Source organism: Microcella sp., assembly GCF_046293215.1.
Taxonomy (GTDB): Bacteria; Actinomycetota; Actinomycetes; order Actinomycetales; family Microbacteriaceae; genus Microcella.
The window spans coordinates 260,813-279,335 of the sequence record NZ_JBKBPI010000002.1; the positions used below are offsets into that span (position 1 = coordinate 260,813).

The window sequence follows — 18,523 nt, forward strand, 5'->3', positions numbered from 1 at the left end:
CGGACGTCCTAGGCAATTGGCACCGGCTTTCGCAATCCGGCAGCGGATTGTGCCGGGGCGGCGGGCGCCCGCGCCCAGCCGAGCGCGAGCGTGATTCCGACGCACGCCAGCAGCGTCCCGATCGGAAAGAACACCTGCCACTGCGGCGACTGCGACCCGACGTACGGCGGAAGGGTGTCGGCGATCGACATTCCGAGACTGAAGCTACCCAGGGTCTGCATCAGGACGATTCCCCCGACGGCGACGAGAGCGGTCACGCTGACGACACGAACGCCGTCTCGGGGTGACCGCCGGCGCATCAACCACGCTGCTAGCCACGGGGTTGCGCAGAGCGCGAAGGCGAGGGCGAGGCCGATCGCGAGGCCGGCACGGGCAGAGGCCACGTCAACCTCATTCAGCCGGGCGAGGATCTCGTCGAGACCGAGCCCGTCGGTTTGCGAGCGGGGACCCCACTCGAGCGCGTCCACGGTCACCAAGGCCGCCACACCGAGGCACGCCACGCTCGAGATCGCAGCGGCCATCCACACGCGTCGAGCGCCACCCGACGTGCGCTCGTCGCCGCCGAAAGACTCGCGGCCCGCGGGGCCTGTGCGGATCCACGCACCCAGGCACAGCACCGCGCCGACCATCCCCGCAATAGCGCCGAGCATCCACAGCACCGGGCTGTAGCCCTGCGGCGTGGCCGCGAGAGCACTCGCCCCCACCTGCGCCACCGCACCCAGCGAGAAGAGAACGGCACCTGCCACGGTCATCGGCCGAGCCGTCGGTCGCTGACTGACCGCGTGCAACAGCACCACGACGGCACCGACGGCGATGGCCACGGGAATCGCCGCGAGCACGCTCGGCAGGATCGTCGCTGCGCTCGACACCGCAACCGTCAAGTAGAGCGCACCCCCGAATCCGGGCAGTGTCGCCAGCACCATGCCCGTCAACACGGCTCCGGCCCACTGTGCCCGCTGGCGCCGGCGCGCGAGCCCGCCGTTTCGATCGATGCTCATGAACGAACGATAGGGGATGCTCGCCGTTCTCGCGAGCATCCCCTCACCGCCGCAAAACGCGGCGGCTACGCGAGCTCGTTGCCCTCCAGCAGGTCGGTGACGAGCGCGGCGATGGCGCTGCGCTCGCTGCGGGTGAGCGTGATGTGGCCGAACAGCGCGTGCCCCTTCAGCGTTTCGATGACGCTCGCGACGCCGTCGTGACGGCCCACCCGGAGGTTGTCGCGCTGCGCGACGTCGTGGGTGAGCACGACCTTGGAGTTCTGACCGATGCGGGACAGCACGGTCAAGAGCACGTTGCGCTCGAGTGACTGCGCCTCGTCGACGATGACGAAGGCGTCGTGCAGCGAGCGTCCACGGATGTGCGTCAGCGGCAGCACTTCAAGCAGGCCCCGGTCGATGACCTCATCGAGCACGTTCTGCGACACGACGCTCGACAGGGTGTCGAAGGTTGCCTGCGCCCAGGGGTTCATCTTCTCACTGGCGTCGCCCGGGAGGTAGCCGAGCTCCTGGCCGCCGACCGCGTACAGCGGGCGGAACACCATGATCTTGCGCTGCTGGTTGCGCTCGAGCACCGCTTCGAGCCCGGCGCACATCGCCAGCGCCGACTTGCCCGTTCCCGCTCGCCCGCCGAGGGAGACGATGCCAACCTGCGGGTCCATCAGCAGGTCGATCGCGAGTCGCTGTTCGGCCGAACGACCGTGCAGGCCGAACACATCGCGGTCGCCGCGAACGAGTTGGATCTCGTCCTCCCCCACGACGCGACCAAGCGCCGAACCGCGGTCGGAGTGGATTACGAGCGAGGTGTTCACGGGCAACTCGCGTACCGTGCTGGAGCGCACCACCTCGCGGTCATACAGGTCAGCCATCTGCTCGGCCGAGAGCGTGACGTCAGCCATACCCGTGTAGCCGGAGTCGACGGCGAGCTCGTGCCGGTATTCCTCGGCCGCCAGGCCGATCGACGACGCCTTGACCCGCATCGGGAGGTCTTTCGAGACAACCGTCACGTGCATCCCCTCGGCAGCGAGGTTCATGGCGACGGCGAGGATGCGCGAGTCGTTGTCGCCGAGCTGCAACCCACTCGGCAGCACCGACTGATTCGAGTGGTTCAGTTCGACGCGGAGACTTCCCCCCTCGTCGCCCACCGCAACGGGGAAGTCGAGACGCTCGTGCTTGACGCGAAGTTCGTCAAGGTTGCGCAGCGCCTGGCGGGCAAAGTACCCGATCTCAGGGTCGTGACGTTTGGCTTCCAGTTCACCGATGACGACGACCGGGAGCACGACAGCGTGCTCGGCGAAGCGGAACATCGCCTTCGGGTCGCTCAGCAGAACGGAAGTGTCGAGCACGTACGTGCGCTGGGCCACCTCCGCCTTCTGCTCAGTCGCGCTGGACGAGGAACGGGAGGTGCGAGTCGCGGCCACGGTGCTCCATCCCCGGGGCACCTCCGGCGCACCCGGAACCAGTTGTGCGAGGTCGGCCGGGGGCTCGCGAGACGAGCTTCCGGCCGTCTCGATCGGGCGCGGTGCCCGATGCCGCTGACGCTACGCCCGATGCGAGGGATGCGCGGGAACGACACGCGAGAACACGCGCGCGTTCACGCGACCGACATGTTCTGGAATTCGGCAAAGGCGAGACGCAGCAGATCGAGCGTGTCCTCCCTGGTCGACACGTGCGCCGACAGACGAACGGCGCCACCGATGGTTGCCGCGGTGATTCCGTGGTTGTGCAGCGCAGCGGTGAGGGCAGTGATGGCGCCGCTCGGCGGTTCGATGACGACGATTCCCGCGCGCTCGGCGTCGTCGCGCGGCGACACGACGTTGAGTCCGGCGAAGTCGGCGAGCTCGATGATCTGCGCGCAGGTGGCGAGGACCCGCTCACGAATCGCGGCAACACCGACGGTGGCAACCTCTTCCGCCGCGCCCGCAAGCCGTGCCTGCGCCGTCGGGTCGGCGTACCCCACGCGGTAGGCGCGCGCGCCGCCCGTCGGGGGCGAGACCTGCTCGGTACGGTCTTCACCGTGGCCACCGGCCGCGGCCAACCACCCCGACCACACGGGTACGAGTTGCTCAGCAGCGCGGTCGCTCAGCGCGAGGAAACCCGTGCCGTAGCCGGCGCGCAGCCAGGTGCGGCCGGTGCCGACGACCACGTCGGCGGCCTCCCACGGGGCCTCCACCACGCCGAGGGCCTGACTCGCGTCGACGATCAGTAAGCGGTCACCCATGACCTGTCGAATCCCGTCGAGATCGACGAGATGACCCGTGCGGTCGTCGACGGCGCTGACCGCGACGGCCGCGACCGAGCCGGTGAGCGCATCCGCGATCGATGCGGGCGTCACGCGATCGTGGTCGGGTGTGAAGCGGGTGGCGTGCAGAACGCCCAGCGCGTCGGCGGCTCGCGCTACTGCATAGGAGGTTGCGGGGTGCTCTCCACGTGACAGCGCGATGCCGCCGGTGAGGCCAAAGGCGACGTGCATGAGCGCCTGCGAGGTCGATGGCTGAAACACGACCTGCTCGGGAGCGACACCCAGCAGGGCGGCAATAGCCGCATCCACCCGGTCTTCCTGGTCAACGATCGCCGTCAGCGATCCGAAGCGGGCCGTCGACAGCAGAAGCGATTGCGCGCGCTCTTCGGCCATCGCGGCCTCACCGATCGGCGCAACGGTCGCGAAGTCGAGGTAGCCGGGCTCGTCGGTGAACTCGGCGGCGTACTCATCGAGCGTGGGCATCGGGTTGCCTTTCGTCGTTGGAGTGGTGCGGGAGGCGAACGGGACGGGCCTTACTGCCCGAACCGTCGCTGGCGGCGCGAGAAGTCTCGCAGCGCTCGGAGGAAGTCGACCTCGCGCAGGTCGGGGCCGAGGGCCTCGACGAAGTAGAACTCGCTGTGGGCGCTCTGCCACAGCATGAAGTCGCTCAGGCGCTGCTCGCCCGAGGTGCGGATCACGAGGTCAGGGTCGGGTTGTCCGCCGGTGTACAGGTGCTCGGCGATGTGGTCGGGCGTGACCTTCTCGGCGAGATCGTCGAGCGTGCCCCCGTCGGACGCGTGCGCCTCGATGATGCGCCGAACCGCCTCCACGATCTCTCGGCGGCCCCCGTATCCGACCGCCAGGTTCACATGAAGACCGGGATGCTGTTCCGTCGCATTCGAGGCCCGTTCGAGGGCCTCGCACAGCTCGGCCGGCAAACCCTCGCGGCTGCCCACATGGTGCACACGCCAGTCGCGCACGCCCGATAGCTCGTCGGCGAGTTCGGCAATGATGCGCGTGAGCGCCGCCAGCTCGTCGCTGTCGCGGCCCGTGAGGTTGTCGGCGGACAACAAGTACAGGGTGACCACCTTGATGTCGGCATCGTCACACCAGGTCAAGAACTCGCGAACCTTGACGGCACCAGCGCGGTGGCCGTGCTCGGTGCTGCCGCCCCACTGACGAGCCCAGCGGCGGTTGCCGTCGATGATCATGGCGACGTGCTGAGGGTGTGTTGTGCCGACCAACTGACGGCGCAGCCGGCGCATGTACAGGCGGTAGAGGGGCCCGCGCCCCGCGAGAGTTCGCGTCGAACGCACAGACCTACGGTAGTCCACCGGGCGTGCGTTGTGGCCGTGGTCCAACCGGCTGGGGGCGTCCAGGCCGGCGACGTAGCATCGATACATGACCGCCACACCGCAGGGCCCCTCGACGGACCGCGACGCAGCCACGCCCGAATCCGTCGAGCGCGAGCCCGCGGCGCGCATTCCGAACATCCCCCTGTTGGACGACTCGATCGAATACCGCGCGGCCGAGAAGAAGCCCACCTGGCGCGGCTGGATTCACGCGGGCACCTTCCCGCTGGCAATCGTGCTCGGCCTCGTGCTCGTGGCGGTCGGCGACGGCCCCATGGCCCGCTGGTCAAGCGCCGTCTTCGTGCTGAGTTCGCTGTTGCTGTTCGGCATCTCGGCGACCTACCACCGATTCACCTGGAACGACCGCACCCGCGTGCTGCTCAAGCGGCTCGACCACGCGAACATCTTCCTGCTCATCGCCGGCACCTACACGCCGATGTCGCTGCTCGCGCTCCCCCTCGATAAGGGGCTCATTCTGCTGGTGCTCGTCTGGTCGGGGGCGCTGCTCGGAATCGGATTCCGCGTGTTCTGGATCCACGCCCCCCGGTGGGTTTACGTGCCGCTCTACCTGCTCCTGGGCTGGGCCGCCGTGCTGTACATCGGCGATCTCGTCGCCGCCAACATCGCCATGATGGTTCTCATCGTCGCCGGCGGCCTGGCGTACACGGCGGGAGCGGTCATCTACGGCATGAAGAAGCCCAACCCGGTTCCTGGCGTGTTCGGGTTCCACGAGATCTTTCACGCACTGACGGTCGTGGCCTTCCTCTGCCACTGGACCGCGACACTACTGATCGCGATCAACCCGCCCGTCGCCGCCGGCTGAGTCGGAGCTCGCCGCATCCACGACGTCGGTGTCGTGGGGCGCCGTACCCGCGTCCGACTGCTCGGCGGCCGCTCGCTCGGCCTCGAGGCGTTCGCGAACCTCACCGCGATAGCGCACTCGCCGAATGCGGCGGGCCATGTCGACGATGATGAAGATCGACGCGACGGCGACAAAGAAGATGGCGAAGAACCCGGCGACCCCGGGGGTCACCGTATTTGGGTCACCCTGAAACGGCGGGATGAGCGGGTCATCGATGGGGTTCGGCCCGAGGCCCTCAGGCAATCGGGTAATGACGGACCAGAACACGGCGGATGCGCTCCTTGAACAACGACGGGATCGGCACGTGAATCACGAGCCGGCCGGGAGCGGCCGCACAGGATGGGCCCCTACCCTGGGAACACCCAGCGTATCCCCCGCGCCAGAGCGAACACCGAGAGGGCACCGCAACTCCATGACCGTGCAGCAGCGCCTGGATGAGCGCTACGGACGCACCCCGAACGAGGATCGGCGTACGCGGCGCATCCTGATCATCGGCGGCATCGTGTTCACGATCGTCTTCGGTTCGTGGGTCGTGTGGGGCGGTCTGTCGGGAACCAACGCCACCCTCGAGGTGCGCGAGTTGGGCTTCGCGGAGGTCACGGAGACGAGCATCACGGTGGCGTGGGAGGTCTCCGTCGACCCGGGCACCGACGTCTCGTGCGCGGTGCAGGCCCTCAACGAGAACTTCGGCATCGTCGGTTGGCGAGTGCTCGACCTCGGCGCTTCGGAACAGCGCACGCGCACCTTCACCGAGACGCTGCGCACATCGGAGCAGGCTGTGACAGGTTTGCCGTACGGGTGCTGGCTCCCGTAGGCTTCTGCGAATCGATCTCGGAACCGGCCGCTACGGCGGCCGGTTCTGTTTTGCATCAGGAGGCAAGTCATGAGCGACACCAGTGGAACCACCCAGTGGCTCACCCAGGACGCGTACGACCGTCTGCAGGCTGAGCTGGAGCACCTGTCAACGACGGGGCGCGCCGAGATCGCCAAGCGCATCGAGGCCGCCCGCGATGAGGGGGACCTGAAGGAGAACGGCGGGTACCACGCCGCGAAAGACGAGCAGGGCAAGATCGAAGCGCGCATCCGAACCCTCACCGAGTTGCTGAAGAACGCAACGGTCGGGGACGCTCCCGAGGCCGACGGCGTGGTGCGCCCCGGCACGGTCATCACCGCGACGATTCTCGGCGACACCGAGAAGTTCTTGCTCGGCAGCCGCGAGATTCTCGCCGACGGCAGCGAACTCGACGTCTTCAGCGAGGCGAGCCCGCTCGGCCAGGCCATCAACGGCGCCAAGATCGGTGACACCGTCAGCTACGAGGCCCCCAACGGCAAGAGCATCGAGGTCACGATCGTCGAAGTCGAGACCTACGCACCCTAAAAGTCGACGCGCGGTTCGTAACCCTCGGCCCTGAGCGCGCCCAACACCTGTTCGGCGTGTTCGGGGCCGCGGGTCTCGATGTGCAGTTCGAGTTCGACCTGGCTGATCTGCAGCCCGGTGCCGTGCCGCGTGTGCAGCACCTCCACGACGTTCGCGTTCTGCGCCGCCACGATCTCGCTGGTGCGCGCCAGTTGGCCGGGGCGGTCGGGCAGCGGGATGCGCAACTTCAGATACCGCTCGCTCGCCGCAAGCCCGTGGCTGATCACGCGCTCCATGATGAGCGGGTCGATGTTTCCCCCCGAGAGCATGACCACGGTCGGGCCGGTGGCCTGCACCTTGCCCGTCAGGATCGCGGCTACTCCCACGGCCCCGGCGGGTTCGACGACGAGCTTTGCCCGCTCGAGCAGCACGAGCATGGCGCGGGCGATGTCGTCATCGTCAACCGTGACGACCTCGTCGACGGTGTCGGCGATGATCGCGAAGTTCAGCTTGCCGGGCTTCGACACGGCGATTCCGTCGGCGATCGTCGGGCTGATGGTGATCTCTGTCGGGACTCCGGCGGCGAGAGAGACGGGGTATGCGGCGGCGTTGACCGCCTGCACCCCGATGACGCGAATGTCACGGCCGAGTTCAGCCGCCCGGCGCTTCAGCACCGACGCCATCCCCGAGATCAGGCCGCCCCCGCCGATCGGCACGACGACCGTGCTGAGGTCGGGAACCTGCTCGAGCACTTCAAGCCCCAGCGTGCCCTGGCCGGCGACAACGTCGGGGTGATCGAACGGCGGAATGTACACCGCACCCGTGCGCTCGGCGTGCTCGGCCGCGGCCTTCAGCGGCTCGGCGACGGTGTGTCCCCGCAGCACCACCTCGGCGCCATAGTCGCGGGTGGCCTGCAGCTTTGGCAGGGCGACGCCGATGGGCATGAAGATGGTGGCGGGGATGCCGAGCTCACGAGCGGCGAATGCCACCCCCTGCGCGTGGTTGCCCGCAGATGCGGCGACGACGCCCCGCGCTTTTTCCTCGTCGCTGAGCGACGAGATGCGGTTGTAGGCGCCACGGATCTTGTACGACCCCGTGCGTTGCAGGTTCTCGCACTTCATGAAGACGGGCTGACCGAGCACGCGGCTCAGGTAGTGCGACGACTCCATCGGCGTGACGTCGACGACCGCCGACACGGTGACGCGCGCCCGTTCCACGTCATCGAGCGTCGGTCCGGCGATCGTGAGCTCGTGGGTCATTCGTCGACCTTCCTGTCGGCTGACTCGGGTGCGGTCGCGGTGTCGTCGGGCGGCAGGATGTCCGCCAACTCAGGGTCGGGATGCACTCGCCAGGCACCGCTGGCGAGGTAACGCACGACAACATTCAGCACGGCGGCGATCGGCACCGCGAAGAGGATGCCGGGAATGCCAGCGAGGAAGCCACCGGCCGCGACCGCGAGCACCACCGCGAGCGGGTGCACCTTGACGGCCTGCCCCATGACGAGAGGCTGCAACACGTTCGATTCGACCTGCTGGACGAGCAGGACGATCGCCAACATGATGAGGGCGACGACGATGTCGTAGTAGACGAGCGCGATGAAGACGGCCAGCGCACCGGTCACAACGGCTCCGACGATGGGCACGAAACTGCCGAGGAACACGGCGACGGCGATGGGCAGGGCAAGCGGCAGCTGAAGGATGAGGGCACCGAGCCCGATGCCGACGGCGTCGACGAACGCGACGAAGATCTGCACCTTGGCGAAGTTACTGAGCGTCAGCCAGCCGGCCTTTCCCGCCCCATCGACCGGCACCCGCGCCGGCTTCGGGAACAGCCGCACGATGAACGCCCAGATTCGTGGCCCGTCGATGAGGAAGAAGAGCAGCGCAAAGAGGGCGAGCACCGCGCCGGTCGCCACCTCTCCGACCGTCGAGCCGACTGACAGCGCGCCAGAGAGCAGGAAGTCGGGGTCAATCTCGAGTTCATCGATCGCGTTGGCGATCCAGTCATTGATCGTGTTCTCGCTCAGGCCGAACGTTTCGGTGGCCCAGATGATGAGCTCGTTGTAGCGCTCGATGGCACGCGCTTCGATTGACGCGTAGCCCGCGCGGATCTCCGAGACGACGAGCCACACGAGGCCCGTCACGGTGCCGAGGAGGGTCAGCATGGCCGTCACGACGGCGAGCCACTTCGGGAAGCGCAGGGCGGACTGCAACAGGCTCGAGAAGGGCTGCAGCAACGACGCCAGCAACACGCCAATGAGGAGCGGAATGATGAGCAGCCGCAGCTGGATCACGACGAAGATCAGCACGGCGATGGCGCCGGCGACCACGAGGAACCGCCACGACCACGCGGCCGCGATGCGCATGCCGGGCGAGACGGTGTTCGCAGCGCTGAACGCTGGAGTCTCGGGGGCGCGCAGGCGTCGGAACATGCGGCCAGTCTACGAGCAGGCTCGGGATGCTCGGGGCCGCGCGCATGCCCTCGCGGGCATGCGCTAGAGGCGGCTGACCGCTACCGGCCGCCCTGTGAGGCGAACGCGAACGGTATCCCCCGGGTTCGGCGTGTGGCCGACCTCGTGTTGCAGCGTTGCTTCGGCACCGTCAGAGAATCGCACCCGCGTGCGCCGCAGTGAGCCCAGGAACGACGTCGTGACCACGACCGCCGAGCGCGCGTGGGCATCGCCGTCCGTCGCGAAGACGATGTCCTCGGGTCTCACCAGGGCGTGCACCGGTCCGGCGTGAGCGTCAGTGTCGATGAGCGGCACGCGCTGGCCCTCGATGACGACGACTCCCCCGATGACCTCCGCGGGCATCCGGTTGCTCAGCCCGACGAAGTCGGCGACGAAGTCGTTGACGGGGCGTGAATACAGTGCTTCGGGCGTGCCGATCTGTTCGATGCGCCCCGTGCGCATGACAGCCACGCGGTCGGAGACGGCGAGCGCCTCCTCCTGATCGTGCGTGACGAAGAGGGTGGTGATGCCGAGCTCGGTCTGGATGCGGCGGATCTCGTCGCGCAGCCCGACTCGCACCTTCGCGTCGAGGGCGCTCAACGGTTCGTCGAGCAGCAGCACGCGGGGCTGGGTGACGAGCGCGCGGGCAAGGGCGACGCGCTGCTGCTGACCTCCCGAAAGCTGGTGGGCGAACCGCTCGGCGTGGTGGTCGAGGCCGACCATGTCGAGCATGGCGCCGGCGCGCTGTCGCCGCTCAGCCGCGGGCACCCCGCGCATCCGCAGCCCGAACTCGACGTTCTCGGCGACGGTCAGGTGCGGGAAGAGTGAGTACGACTGGAACACCATGCCGATGTCGCGCTTGTTGGTCGGCACGTCGACGACGTCGCGGTCGTCGATGAGGATGTGGCCGTCATCGGCCGACTCGAGCCCCGCGAGCACGCGGAGCGCCGTCGTCTTGCCACAGCCCGAGGGGCCGAGCAGGGCAACGAACTCACCTGGCGCGAGCTCGAGCGAGACTCCGTCGAGGGCGGTAAGCCCGGGGAATCGCTTCACGACGTCGACGAGGGCGACGGGGGCGGAGGTTCGGGTGGCGGGGTCGGCGAGGGTCATGAGGTCCTTCCGGGGCGTCCGCGTCCGATGCGCCCGATGATGAGCAGCAGCAATAACGCGAACAGTAGGGCGAGCAGGGCGAAGATGACGGCGATGAACGCGTCGGCCTTGGAGGCGACGACGAGCGCCGTTTGCAGCGTCGTGCGGCTGAGCAAGGAGGCGATCGTGAACTCGCCGAGCACCACGGCGACCGAGATGAACGCCCCGGCCAACAGTCCGCGACGGAGGTTCGGCATGAGCACACTCACGATCACGGTGACCCAGCCGGCGCCGAGCGAGCGCGCCGCCTCGGTCAGCGTGACGACGTCGACCGCCTCGATGTTGGACTGCACCGCGCGATAGGCGAAGGGCAGCACGAGGATGCCGTAGGCGAACGCGAGGCTCCAGGTTCCGGACCCGAGCATCCGGGAGATCACCTGGTAGACCGGCGCGAGGCCGACGACCAGGACGATCGCCGGGATGCTGATGGGCAGCAGGCAGATGAACTCGAGCACGCGCTGCAGTGACGGAAACCGCAGGGTGACGAGAATCATGGTCGGCACCAGCAGGACGAGCATGAGGAGCACCGTGACGAGCGCCAGCACGACGGAGTTCTGGATGCCCTGCCACACCGGGGCGTAGGCGGGCCCGAGCTCGCCGCTGACGACCGTGATCCAGCGCGAGAGGTCGTAGCCGCCGTCGAGGCCGCGACGCATCGTGAACTCGACCATCGCGATGAGGGGCAGCGCGAACACGGCGCCGACGACGCCGAGGATGACCCAGCGGGTCACGGGGCGGGGGGCGAGCGTGGTGGTCGCGCTCATCGCTGCCACCTCGCGGCCCGGCGCTGAACGAGCGCGTACAGCGACATGACGACCGCCATCACGAGGATCATGCCGAGGGCGAGGGCCCCGGCCAGGTTCTCGCGGCCGAGCACCGTCTCACTGGTCAGGGCTGCACGAATCTGCAGCGGCACGATCGACTGGCCCTGGCTGGTCAGCGCGGCGGCCGTCGCGTACGAGCTGAACGCATTGGCGAACAGCAGCAGCAGTGAGCCGAGGAACGACGGGGCGAGCACGGGAATGCCGATGCGCCACCAGAATCCGGCAGTGGTCCCTCCCAGGGTCGCGTTGGCCTCGGCCCACTGCGGCTTCAGCGCCTGCAGGGCTGGCAGAAAAACGATGACCATGAGCGGCACCTGGAAGTAGATGTAGGGCAGGATCAGCCCGGGAGCCTCGTAGAGCCAGACGCCGTTCTCGTAGATGTTGAAACCGAGTTGGTCACGCAGAACGACAGTGACGAAACCCTGGATGCCGATGGTCGCGACGAAGGCGAAGGCCAGCATGACGCCACCGAATTGGGCGAGCACGCCCGAGATGGCGTCGACAACACTGCGTAGGGGGCCATCGGAGCGAACGCCGACGAGCGCGTAACACACCAGGGCGCCGAGAATGGCGCCGACGACGGCCGTGAGCGCCGATAGCCAGAGTGAGGTTCCGAAGGTGCGCAGAATCACGGGGTCACCGAGCGCTGCGATGTTTTCGAGCGTGAAGGAGCCATCCCGCTCGAAAAAGCCCGACCACACGGCGAGCAGAGTGGGAAGGGCGAGGAACAGCAGGATGTAGACGGCAAAGGGCGCAAGCCCGAGGGCCGCGCGGCGACGGGCTCGGGCGCCGGCCACGCGGGCTGACCCCCGACGCACAGGGCGTCGGGGGTCAGCCGCGGGTGCGACCGGGGCCGCGAGCGTGCTACTGGACAGCAGCTGCCCAACGCTGGCCGAGGAGCGTGCCGGCGGCCGCGCTCTGCTCGGCGGACGGCACGACCGTCTCGGCGGGAGGCTCGGGAAGCGCGGCGTAGAGCGCCTCGTCGATCTCACCGGCGTCGACCATCGCCTGCTCAAGCACCGGACGAGCCCCGCCCTTCAGCCAGAGGTTCTGCACCTCGGCGCTGTAGAGGAACTCTTGCCACAGGCGAGCTGCCGCCGGGTTCGGCGCGTCCTTGTTGATGGCCTGGTTGTAATAGCCGGCGTAGCCGATGCCATCGAAGACGACGACCTCCCAGTTGCGCTGGCCCTCGAGGTTCGCGGCGTAGCCCGCGTTCAGGTAGTCCCAGTCGAAGACGACAGGGGTCTCGCCCGAGGCGACCGTGGCGGGGGTCGGGTCGATCTTGATGAAGTTGCCGACGGCGTTCAACTCTTCGAAGAAGTCGATACCGGCGCTGAAGTCATCGAGCGTGCCGCCGTTCTGCACAGTGGCCATGCCGACGGCCGCGAAGGCGGCACCGGCCTGCGTCGGGTCGCCGTTGATCGCCACCTTGCCGCGGTAGTCGGGGCCGAGCAGATCCTGCAGGCTGGTCGGCGCCGGAACGGCGTCGGGGTCGTAGCCGACGGCCATGTACCCGCCGTAGTCAGCCCAGAACAGGCCGTCCGGGTGCTTGAGCGCGTCGGGGATGTCGTCCCAGCGCTGCACGCGGTATTCGGCGAAGTAGTCGGTGCTCGAGAGCGCCACGGCGAGGCCGAGGTCGAAGACGTCGGGCGCGGTGCTCTGGCCGCGAAGATTCTCGGCAGCCTGGATCTCTTCGGCGCTGGAGGCGTCGGGCGAGGCCTCGTTGATGGTGATCTCGGGGTAGCGCTCAGCGAACAGGTCGAGAATCTCGCCGTAGTTCGCCCAGTCACGCGGAAGCGCGATGACGTTGAGCTGGCCTTCGGCCTTGGCAGCCTCCTCTAGCGCCTCGAACGAGCCGAAGTCGGCGAGGCTGGTCGCCGTCGACGCGTCGATGCCCGAGCCGTTCGGGTCAGCGCCCGCGTCGGTGGCACACGCGCTGAGTGTGAGAGCGGCAGCGGCAACGAGCGCCACGCCGGTCATGGTGCGAGTGGTGTTCAACAGGTCCTCCGGTGGGGTGGTCCGCTGCGGCGTGCCGGGGGTGGCGCGACGGTAACGCGGCGGATGAGCCGAACGTAAATCTGGTTCGTGTCCAACGACCCCCGGCTGGGTGAACACCACCGAAACGCCCGTCGACCGTCGGGGGTCGGCACTACCGTGACCGTGTGGATCACCTCAGCCGTGCCGAAGCCCGGCGCCTCTCGCTCGCCGCGCAGGGCTTCGACCGCCCACACCCCTCATCGGTGACCGCTCGCACGCTCACCGCGGCCGTCGACCGCCTTCACGTGCTGCAGCTCGACAGCGTGAACGTGTTCGCCCGCTCGCACTACCTGCCGCTGTTCGCACGTATGGGTTCCTATGACTCGGGCGCGCTCGACACCCAGGTGTTCGCCCGCCGGGGCCGATACCTCGAGTATTGGGCGCACGAGGCGGCGCTCATTCGACGTGACGACTGGCCTCTGTGGCACTGGAAGCGCCAGGCGCTTCGCGAGAAGTACACGGCGCGTGAGGCGTGGGTTCGCGACAACCCGCGCATGATGCGGTGGCTGCTCGACGAGCTTGCCGCGAACGGACCAATGACCGTCAGCGACGTCGAGCATGACGCGGCCGCACGCCGCGGGCCGTGGTGGGGCTGGAGCGACGTGAAGCTCGGACTCGAGTACCTGTTCGCCTTCGGCGACGTTGTCAGCGGGGGCCGGCGCGGGTTCTCCCGCGTGTACGCGTTGCCCGAGCATGTCGGGCTCGCCCACCTTCACGACGTCGCGGTGCCGATCGCCGATGCGCAGCGCGAACTGGTGCGTCGCAGCGTGCGCGCCTTGGGCGTCGGAACAGTCGCCGACATCGCCGACTACCACCGGCTGAAGATTGCGCCCACGCAGGCTGCGCTGCGTGATCTCGTCGACGAAGGCACGGTCGTGCCGGTCACCGTCGACGGGTGGATGCGCGGCTCGCGCCCCGACATCGCCTACCGTCTCGCGGGCTCCCGCATCCCCCGCAGGGTCCAGGCCACCGCGCTGCTGTCACCCTTCGACCCGGTGGTGTGGTTCCGACCGCGCACCGAGCGCCTGTTCGATTTTCACTACCGCATTGAGATCTACACGCCAGCGCCGAAGCGGCAGTACGGGTACTACACGCTCCCCGTGCTCATCGACGACCGTGTCGTCGGCCGCATCGATCTCAAGAGCGACCGCCAGGCCGGCATCCTCCGCGTCCAGTCCGCGTGGGCTGAAGACGGGGTGAACCCCGCGTGGATGGCGGAACGGGTGACACCCGTGCTCACGCGGGCCGCGCAGTGGCAGGGGCTCGGGGGTGTGGTCGTCGCTGACTGGGGCAACGCGATTGAGGCGATTCGCGCATCCGTCGCCCGAGAGGGCTAGAAGCGGGTCGAGTTCTCGATGAGGCGCTTCACCCGGTCGGGAATCGGCGGGTGGCTCGCAAACATGCGGTCGATGACCCCGGGCTTCATCGGGTCGCTGATCCACAGGTGCGCCATCGTCGAGTTCTGCCGCTTCATCGGCCGGGCGTAGTCGCCGAGCTTTTGCAGGGCGCTCGCCAGAGCCTCGGGGTCGCGCGTGGCAAGGGCGCCCGTCGCGTCGGCGAGGTACTCACGCTGCCGCGACACGGCGGCCTGAATGGCAGCCGCTGTCAGCGGGGCGATGATCATGGCCGCGAGCCCCAGCACAAGAACGACGATGTTGCCGCCATTGTTGTTGCGCCCGCCGCCGAAGAAGGCCATGCGCAGGAGGATGTCGGTGAGGAACCCGACGAAGACCACGAGGCCGAAGACGATCGTGGAGACCCGGATGTCGTAGTTCTTGACGTGCCCGATCTCGTGGGCCATGACGCCGTTCAGTTCACGGTCGGTCATGATGTCGAGGAGCCCGGTCGTGGCGGCGACCGACGCGTGCTGCGGGTCGCGACCGGTCGCGAACGCGTTGGGTGCCGGGTCGTCGACGATGTAGACCTTCGGCATGGGCAGGCCCTCGGTGATCGCGAGGTTCTCGACAATGCGGTATAGCCGGGGGTTGTCAGCCTTCTGGATCTGCCGTGCGCCGGCCATGGCGAGCGCCTGCGAGCCGGCCGAGTAGTACTGAATCAGCACGTAGACGGTCGCGCCGATCAGCGTGCCGATGGTGATGGTGAAGCCGCTGCCGTACGCGAAATCGAACAGCAGGGCGATCAGCCCGATGAAGATGACGAACAGCACGATGATGAACACCGTCTTGCGCTTGTTCGCCGCTATGGCGCGATACACGTGTCAGCCCTCCTGGAAGGCCGTTGCTGTAGGGGGTGTCCCGATTAGAACTGAACCCGGGGCGGCTCGGCGATGGCGGCCGCGTCAGCGACCTCGAAGAAGTCACGCTCGGTGAAGCCAAGGCTGCGCACGAACAGCGTGTTGGGGAACTGCTTGATCTTGACGTTCAGCTCGCGAACACCGCCGTTGTAGAACCGGCGCGAGGCTTGAATCTTGTCTTCCGTGTCGACGAGCTCGCCCTGCAGTTGCAGGAAGTTCTGGCTCGCCTGCAGCTGCGGGTACGCCTCCGCGACCGCGAAGATGCTCTTCAGGGCCTGCTGCATGTGGTTCTCGGCGGCGCTCGCTTCAGCGGGGCCCTGGGCGCTCAGCGTTTCCGCGCGCGCCTTCGTCACGTTCTCGAAGACCTGCTTCTCGTGGGCGGCGTAGCCCTTCACGGCCTCGATCAGGTTCGGCAGCAGGTCGGCGCGGCGCTTCAACTGCACCGTGATGTCGCTCCACGCCTCGTCGACTCGCACGTTGAGAGTCACGAGGGCGTTGTACGTGGCCCACAGGTAGATGCCCGCGATGATCGCGAGCACGAGAATGACACCAACGACGATGAGGAATTCCATGGTCTCAGCATAGGCGGCACGACCGCGGGGCGACAGGGTACGCACTAAGTGCGGGCTGTGGACAGCGCGCCGGATACGGGGGTTGAGCCCGGATCCTGAAAGAATCGTCGCACTGCGACTGTGAGGCAAGAGGGGTGATACTCATGCGGCCTGCCCGGCGCCCACACGGCGCGTGCTGGCGACGGCCGCGGATCCTCGCCCTCCTTCTCGCCCCGCTCGCCATCGCGGCGCCGCTGGCTGTCGCCCCGGCCGCGCCCGCTCATGCCGCAGCCGCGTGGGGAATTGCCAACGACACGTTCGTCGGCGAGAACGTCGTGACGCTCACAGGCACGAAAGACGAGGGCAGCACCCTCGTGATTCGGCGGGCTGGGCAGAGCGGAATCATCTGCTCAATCTCTGATCCCGCGTCGACATCGTGGAGTTGTCCTCCTCTGCAGGTCTCGAACGGAACGATCGAGTTCACCGCGGTGCAGACCTTCGACGACGACAGCACCGCACCGCTGCCCACACTCCGCCTCCGCGTGCTCGGCCCACCAACCGTGAGCTCCAACGGCGGCCGAATCGTCACCGCCGGCCGCGTCGTCGGACGCGGGCAACCCGGCGCGCGGCTGCAGGTTCAGACGATCGGAGCCAACGGTCAGGTCACGCACGCGTGCCCCGACGTGCTGCCAGACGGGTTCTGGTCGTGCGCGCTCTCCAGTCAGAACGCGCCGGGGGGCGAGTATCAGGTGCGCGCGCGCCAAAGCTTGCCGTCGCTCGGAAGCGAGTTCTCGGTGTTCAGCGGCAGCGTTCCCATGACGCTCGACCGCGAGGCGCCCGCGCCCCCGACCGTGTCCAGCCCGACACCAGGGATGATGCTCGACCAGCCGCGCGTGATCGCGCGAGGCGGTGGCGAGGCCGGGGCGAGCATCCAGGTGTTCGTGAATGGCGAGCAGCGGTGTCAGACTCAGGCCTCCGGCTCAGGGGCGTGGGAGTGCACGATCGCCTTCTCTGGGCCGGGAACGTGGGACGTGCAGGCGCTGCAGCGCGATGCCGCCGGCAACTTCAGTGCGCCGACCGCCCGGATTCCTGTGACCGTCGAATCACCGAACGGCGCCTCGCCGTCGCCCACCCCGTCGCCGACATCTCCGTCACCGAACGAGCCGGGCCCCGGCACCCCGGCGCCGCCTCCCCCGGCACCCGATTCGCCCGAGACACCGGGCACTCCCGACAACGATGGCGCCGACGACTCCGACGCGAATGACGAAACGGCGACTCCCTCACCACCGCCAGGCCCGGGTGGGCCAACGCCTCCCGACCCGGTGGGGCCCGGCGCCCCCGGCTCGGGTGCGGGCGACACCAACTGGGGCACGCCGACCACGTTTGGCGCCTCGCTACCGACAGCGGCCGATGTGTGGAAGCGCGGGGGCTGGCTGATCGGGATTCTCGTCGGGCTCGGGTACCTGCTGCTCGTCGCCTGGCCGATGCGGCTCGTCACGCAGGGGTCACTTCCCCGACTACTGCCCGCTGGCTTTCAGCTGACAGGACGCAATCGTGCCGTGACCGACGATGACCGACCAATATTGCCCGGCTGGTTGGTCGCCGCCGGGGTACTCGGAGGCGCCACGCTGGTTGCCGCTCTCTCGGGTGGAATCGACCTCGAGGTGCGCTACCTGCGCCTCATGGCGGCGATTGGCGCTGCACTGTTGGCGCTGAATCTGTTCGCCGTCGTCATTCCGGCACGGCTTGCCGGCCGGCTCACCTCGGCGGTGGTGACGGACCGCCTTCTGCCGTCGATGCTCGTCGCTGCGACGGCCACCGCCCTCCTGTCACGCCTGTGGGACCTCCAACCGCCGATCCTGATCGGCGTGCTTGTCGCCACGACGATCGTCGGCTTCGTGCCCCGCGCCGCGCGCGCCGGAGTCGCCGTGGCCCAGACCAGCGGAGTGGCCGTGATGGCCCTCATCGGGTGGGCCGTGCACGATCTGCTCTCGCCGGCGGTCGGGTTCTGGGCCAACCTCGCCGCGGAGGGAGCCGCAGCGCTGGCGCTCGGCGGGTTCGGATCGATCGTCCTGCTGCTGCTCCCCATCGGACCGTTTCCCGGCCGGACGTTATACGCCATCTCGCGACCCGTGTGGGCGATCGTCACGGTCGTCACGGCCGCGGTGGGCGCCGCCATCGCCGTGTCGGGCCCGAGCTTCCCGATCGTGCCGCTGGCAGGCCTCGCGGCCGCGTTCGGCGCGGTCTGCCTGGCAATCGTCGCCTGGACCCGCTGGGTCGAGCCGAGCCTGCGATAAGACGAGTACCCCGGGTGGGGGTCGAACCCCGCGGCGCGCACCAGCGCCGCGCCGTGCAGAGAGTACCCCGGGTGGGGGTCGAACCCACACTGTGGCGATTTTAAGTCGCCTGCCTCTGCCATTGGGCTACCGGGGCGTCACCCCAGCATAGAGA

At 68.3% G+C, this 18,523-nt stretch carries 18 protein-coding genes and 1 tRNA gene; 5 read left to right on the forward strand and 14 right to left on the reverse strand.

Annotated features, from left to right (window positions below):
• Positions 1 to 8: 8 nt before the first annotated feature.
• From ACK4SC_RS03295 to ACK4SC_RS03310, 4 genes are all read right to left on the reverse strand, one after another.
• Positions 9 to 998 (reverse strand): hypothetical protein, encoded by a 990-nt coding sequence (locus ACK4SC_RS03295; protein ID WP_409614774.1) that lies wholly within the window; start codon positions 996 to 998, stop codon positions 9 to 11.
• Between the two features lie 65 nt (positions 999 to 1,063).
• Positions 1,064 to 2,359 (reverse strand): PhoH family protein, encoded by a 1,296-nt coding sequence (locus ACK4SC_RS03300; protein WP_409614776.1) that lies wholly within the window; start codon positions 2,357 to 2,359, stop codon positions 1,064 to 1,066.
• Positions 2,360 to 2,589: 230 nt separating this feature from the next.
• The gene (locus ACK4SC_RS03305; RefSeq protein ID WP_409614777.1) at positions 2,590 to 3,720 is read right to left on the reverse strand and encodes an aminotransferase class V-fold PLP-dependent enzyme; all 1,131 of its coding nucleotides are present in this window, start codon (positions 3,718 to 3,720) and stop codon (positions 2,590 to 2,592) included.
• Between the two features lie 50 nt (positions 3,721 to 3,770).
• Complete coding sequence (locus tag ACK4SC_RS03310) at positions 3,771 to 4,553, reverse strand: isoprenyl transferase (RefSeq protein WP_409614779.1); 783 nt, start codon at positions 4,551 to 4,553, stop codon at positions 3,771 to 3,773.
• A gap of 85 nt (positions 4,554 to 4,638) precedes the next feature.
• Here ACK4SC_RS03310 and trhA point away from each other — a divergent pair, with 85 nt between their 5' ends.
• Complete coding sequence (gene trhA / locus ACK4SC_RS03315) at positions 4,639 to 5,412, forward strand: PAQR family membrane homeostasis protein TrhA (RefSeq protein ID WP_409614781.1); 774 nt, start codon at positions 4,639 to 4,641, stop codon at positions 5,410 to 5,412.
• On the opposite strand, the gene ACK4SC_RS03320 is transcribed toward trhA, so the two are convergent.
• Positions 5,374 to 5,718, reverse strand: a complete 345-nt coding sequence (locus ACK4SC_RS03320; protein ID WP_409614783.1) for a hypothetical protein — start codon at positions 5,716 to 5,718, stop codon at positions 5,374 to 5,376. The two genes, trhA and ACK4SC_RS03320, sit on opposite strands and share 39 nt — an antisense overlap.
• A 145-nt stretch (positions 5,719 to 5,863) precedes the next feature.
• On the opposite strand from ACK4SC_RS03320, the gene ACK4SC_RS03325 reads away from it, so the two are divergent.
• Positions 5,864 to 6,265 (forward strand): DUF4307 domain-containing protein, encoded by a 402-nt coding sequence (locus ACK4SC_RS03325; protein WP_409614785.1) that lies wholly within the window; start codon positions 5,864 to 5,866, stop codon positions 6,263 to 6,265.
• Between the two features lie 69 nt (positions 6,266 to 6,334).
• Positions 6,335 to 6,829, forward strand: coding sequence for a transcription elongation factor GreA (gene greA / locus ACK4SC_RS03330; protein ID WP_409614786.1), 495 nt, complete (start codon positions 6,335 to 6,337; stop codon positions 6,827 to 6,829).
• Here greA and ilvA read toward each other — a convergent pair.
• The 6 genes from ilvA to ACK4SC_RS03360 form a co-directional block, all read right to left on the reverse strand.
• Positions 6,826 to 8,067 (reverse strand): threonine ammonia-lyase, encoded by a 1,242-nt coding sequence (gene ilvA, locus ACK4SC_RS03335; RefSeq protein ID WP_409614788.1) that lies wholly within the window; start codon positions 8,065 to 8,067, stop codon positions 6,826 to 6,828. The two genes, greA and ilvA, sit on opposite strands and share 4 nt — an antisense overlap.
• Positions 8,064 to 9,239, reverse strand: a complete 1,176-nt coding sequence (locus ACK4SC_RS03340; protein WP_409614790.1) for an AI-2E family transporter — start codon at positions 9,237 to 9,239, stop codon at positions 8,064 to 8,066. Before ACK4SC_RS03340 ends, ilvA begins: the two co-directional genes overlap by 4 nt.
• A gap of 63 nt (positions 9,240 to 9,302) precedes the next feature.
• Positions 9,303 to 10,367 carry an ABC transporter ATP-binding protein gene (locus ACK4SC_RS03345; RefSeq protein WP_409614792.1) on the reverse strand — a complete coding sequence of 355 codons (1,065 nt, stop codon included), beginning with the start codon at positions 10,365 to 10,367 and terminating at the stop codon, positions 9,303 to 9,305.
• Positions 10,364 to 11,170 (reverse strand): ABC transporter permease subunit, encoded by an 807-nt coding sequence (locus ACK4SC_RS03350; RefSeq protein ID WP_409614794.1) that lies wholly within the window; start codon positions 11,168 to 11,170, stop codon positions 10,364 to 10,366. The genes ACK4SC_RS03345 and ACK4SC_RS03350 overlap by 4 nt, the downstream gene beginning before the upstream one ends.
• Positions 11,167 to 12,027: an ABC transporter permease gene (locus ACK4SC_RS03355; protein ID WP_409614795.1), complete on the reverse strand. Its 861-nt coding sequence runs from the start codon at positions 12,025 to 12,027 to the stop codon at positions 11,167 to 11,169. The genes ACK4SC_RS03350 and ACK4SC_RS03355 overlap by 4 nt, the downstream gene beginning before the upstream one ends.
• A 67-nt stretch (positions 12,028 to 12,094) precedes the next feature.
• Entirely contained in the window at positions 12,095 to 13,210 is a 1,116-nt protein-coding gene (locus ACK4SC_RS03360) for an ABC transporter substrate-binding protein (protein WP_409614858.1), read from the reverse strand.
• A 182-nt stretch (positions 13,211 to 13,392) separates the two neighbouring features.
• On the opposite strand from ACK4SC_RS03360, the gene ACK4SC_RS03365 reads away from it, so the two are divergent.
• Positions 13,393 to 14,604 (forward strand): winged helix-turn-helix domain-containing protein, encoded by a 1,212-nt coding sequence (locus ACK4SC_RS03365; RefSeq protein WP_409614797.1) that lies wholly within the window; start codon positions 13,393 to 13,395, stop codon positions 14,602 to 14,604.
• Here ACK4SC_RS03365 and ACK4SC_RS03370 read toward each other — a convergent pair.
• Both ACK4SC_RS03370 and ACK4SC_RS03375 read right to left on the reverse strand, forming a co-directional pair.
• The gene (locus ACK4SC_RS03370; RefSeq protein WP_409614798.1) at positions 14,601 to 15,482 is read right to left on the reverse strand and encodes a M48 family metalloprotease; all 882 of its coding nucleotides are present in this window, start codon (positions 15,480 to 15,482) and stop codon (positions 14,601 to 14,603) included. The two genes, ACK4SC_RS03365 and ACK4SC_RS03370, sit on opposite strands and share 4 nt — an antisense overlap.
• A 44-nt stretch (positions 15,483 to 15,526) precedes the next feature.
• On the reverse strand, positions 15,527 to 16,093 hold the full coding sequence (locus ACK4SC_RS03375) for a LemA family protein (protein WP_130281370.1): 567 nt from the start codon (positions 16,091 to 16,093) through the stop codon (positions 15,527 to 15,529).
• Between the two features lie 143 nt (positions 16,094 to 16,236).
• Between ACK4SC_RS03375 and ACK4SC_RS03380 the strand changes: the two genes are divergently transcribed.
• Complete coding sequence (locus tag ACK4SC_RS03380) at positions 16,237 to 18,369, forward strand: hypothetical protein (RefSeq protein WP_409614799.1); 2,133 nt, start codon at positions 16,237 to 16,239, stop codon at positions 18,367 to 18,369.
• Positions 18,370 to 18,432: 63 nt separating this feature from the next.
• On the opposite strand, the gene ACK4SC_RS03385 is transcribed toward ACK4SC_RS03380, so the two are convergent.
• A tRNA-Leu gene (locus ACK4SC_RS03385) sits at positions 18,433 to 18,505 on the reverse strand.
• Between the last annotated feature and the right edge of the window lie 18 nt (positions 18,506 to 18,523).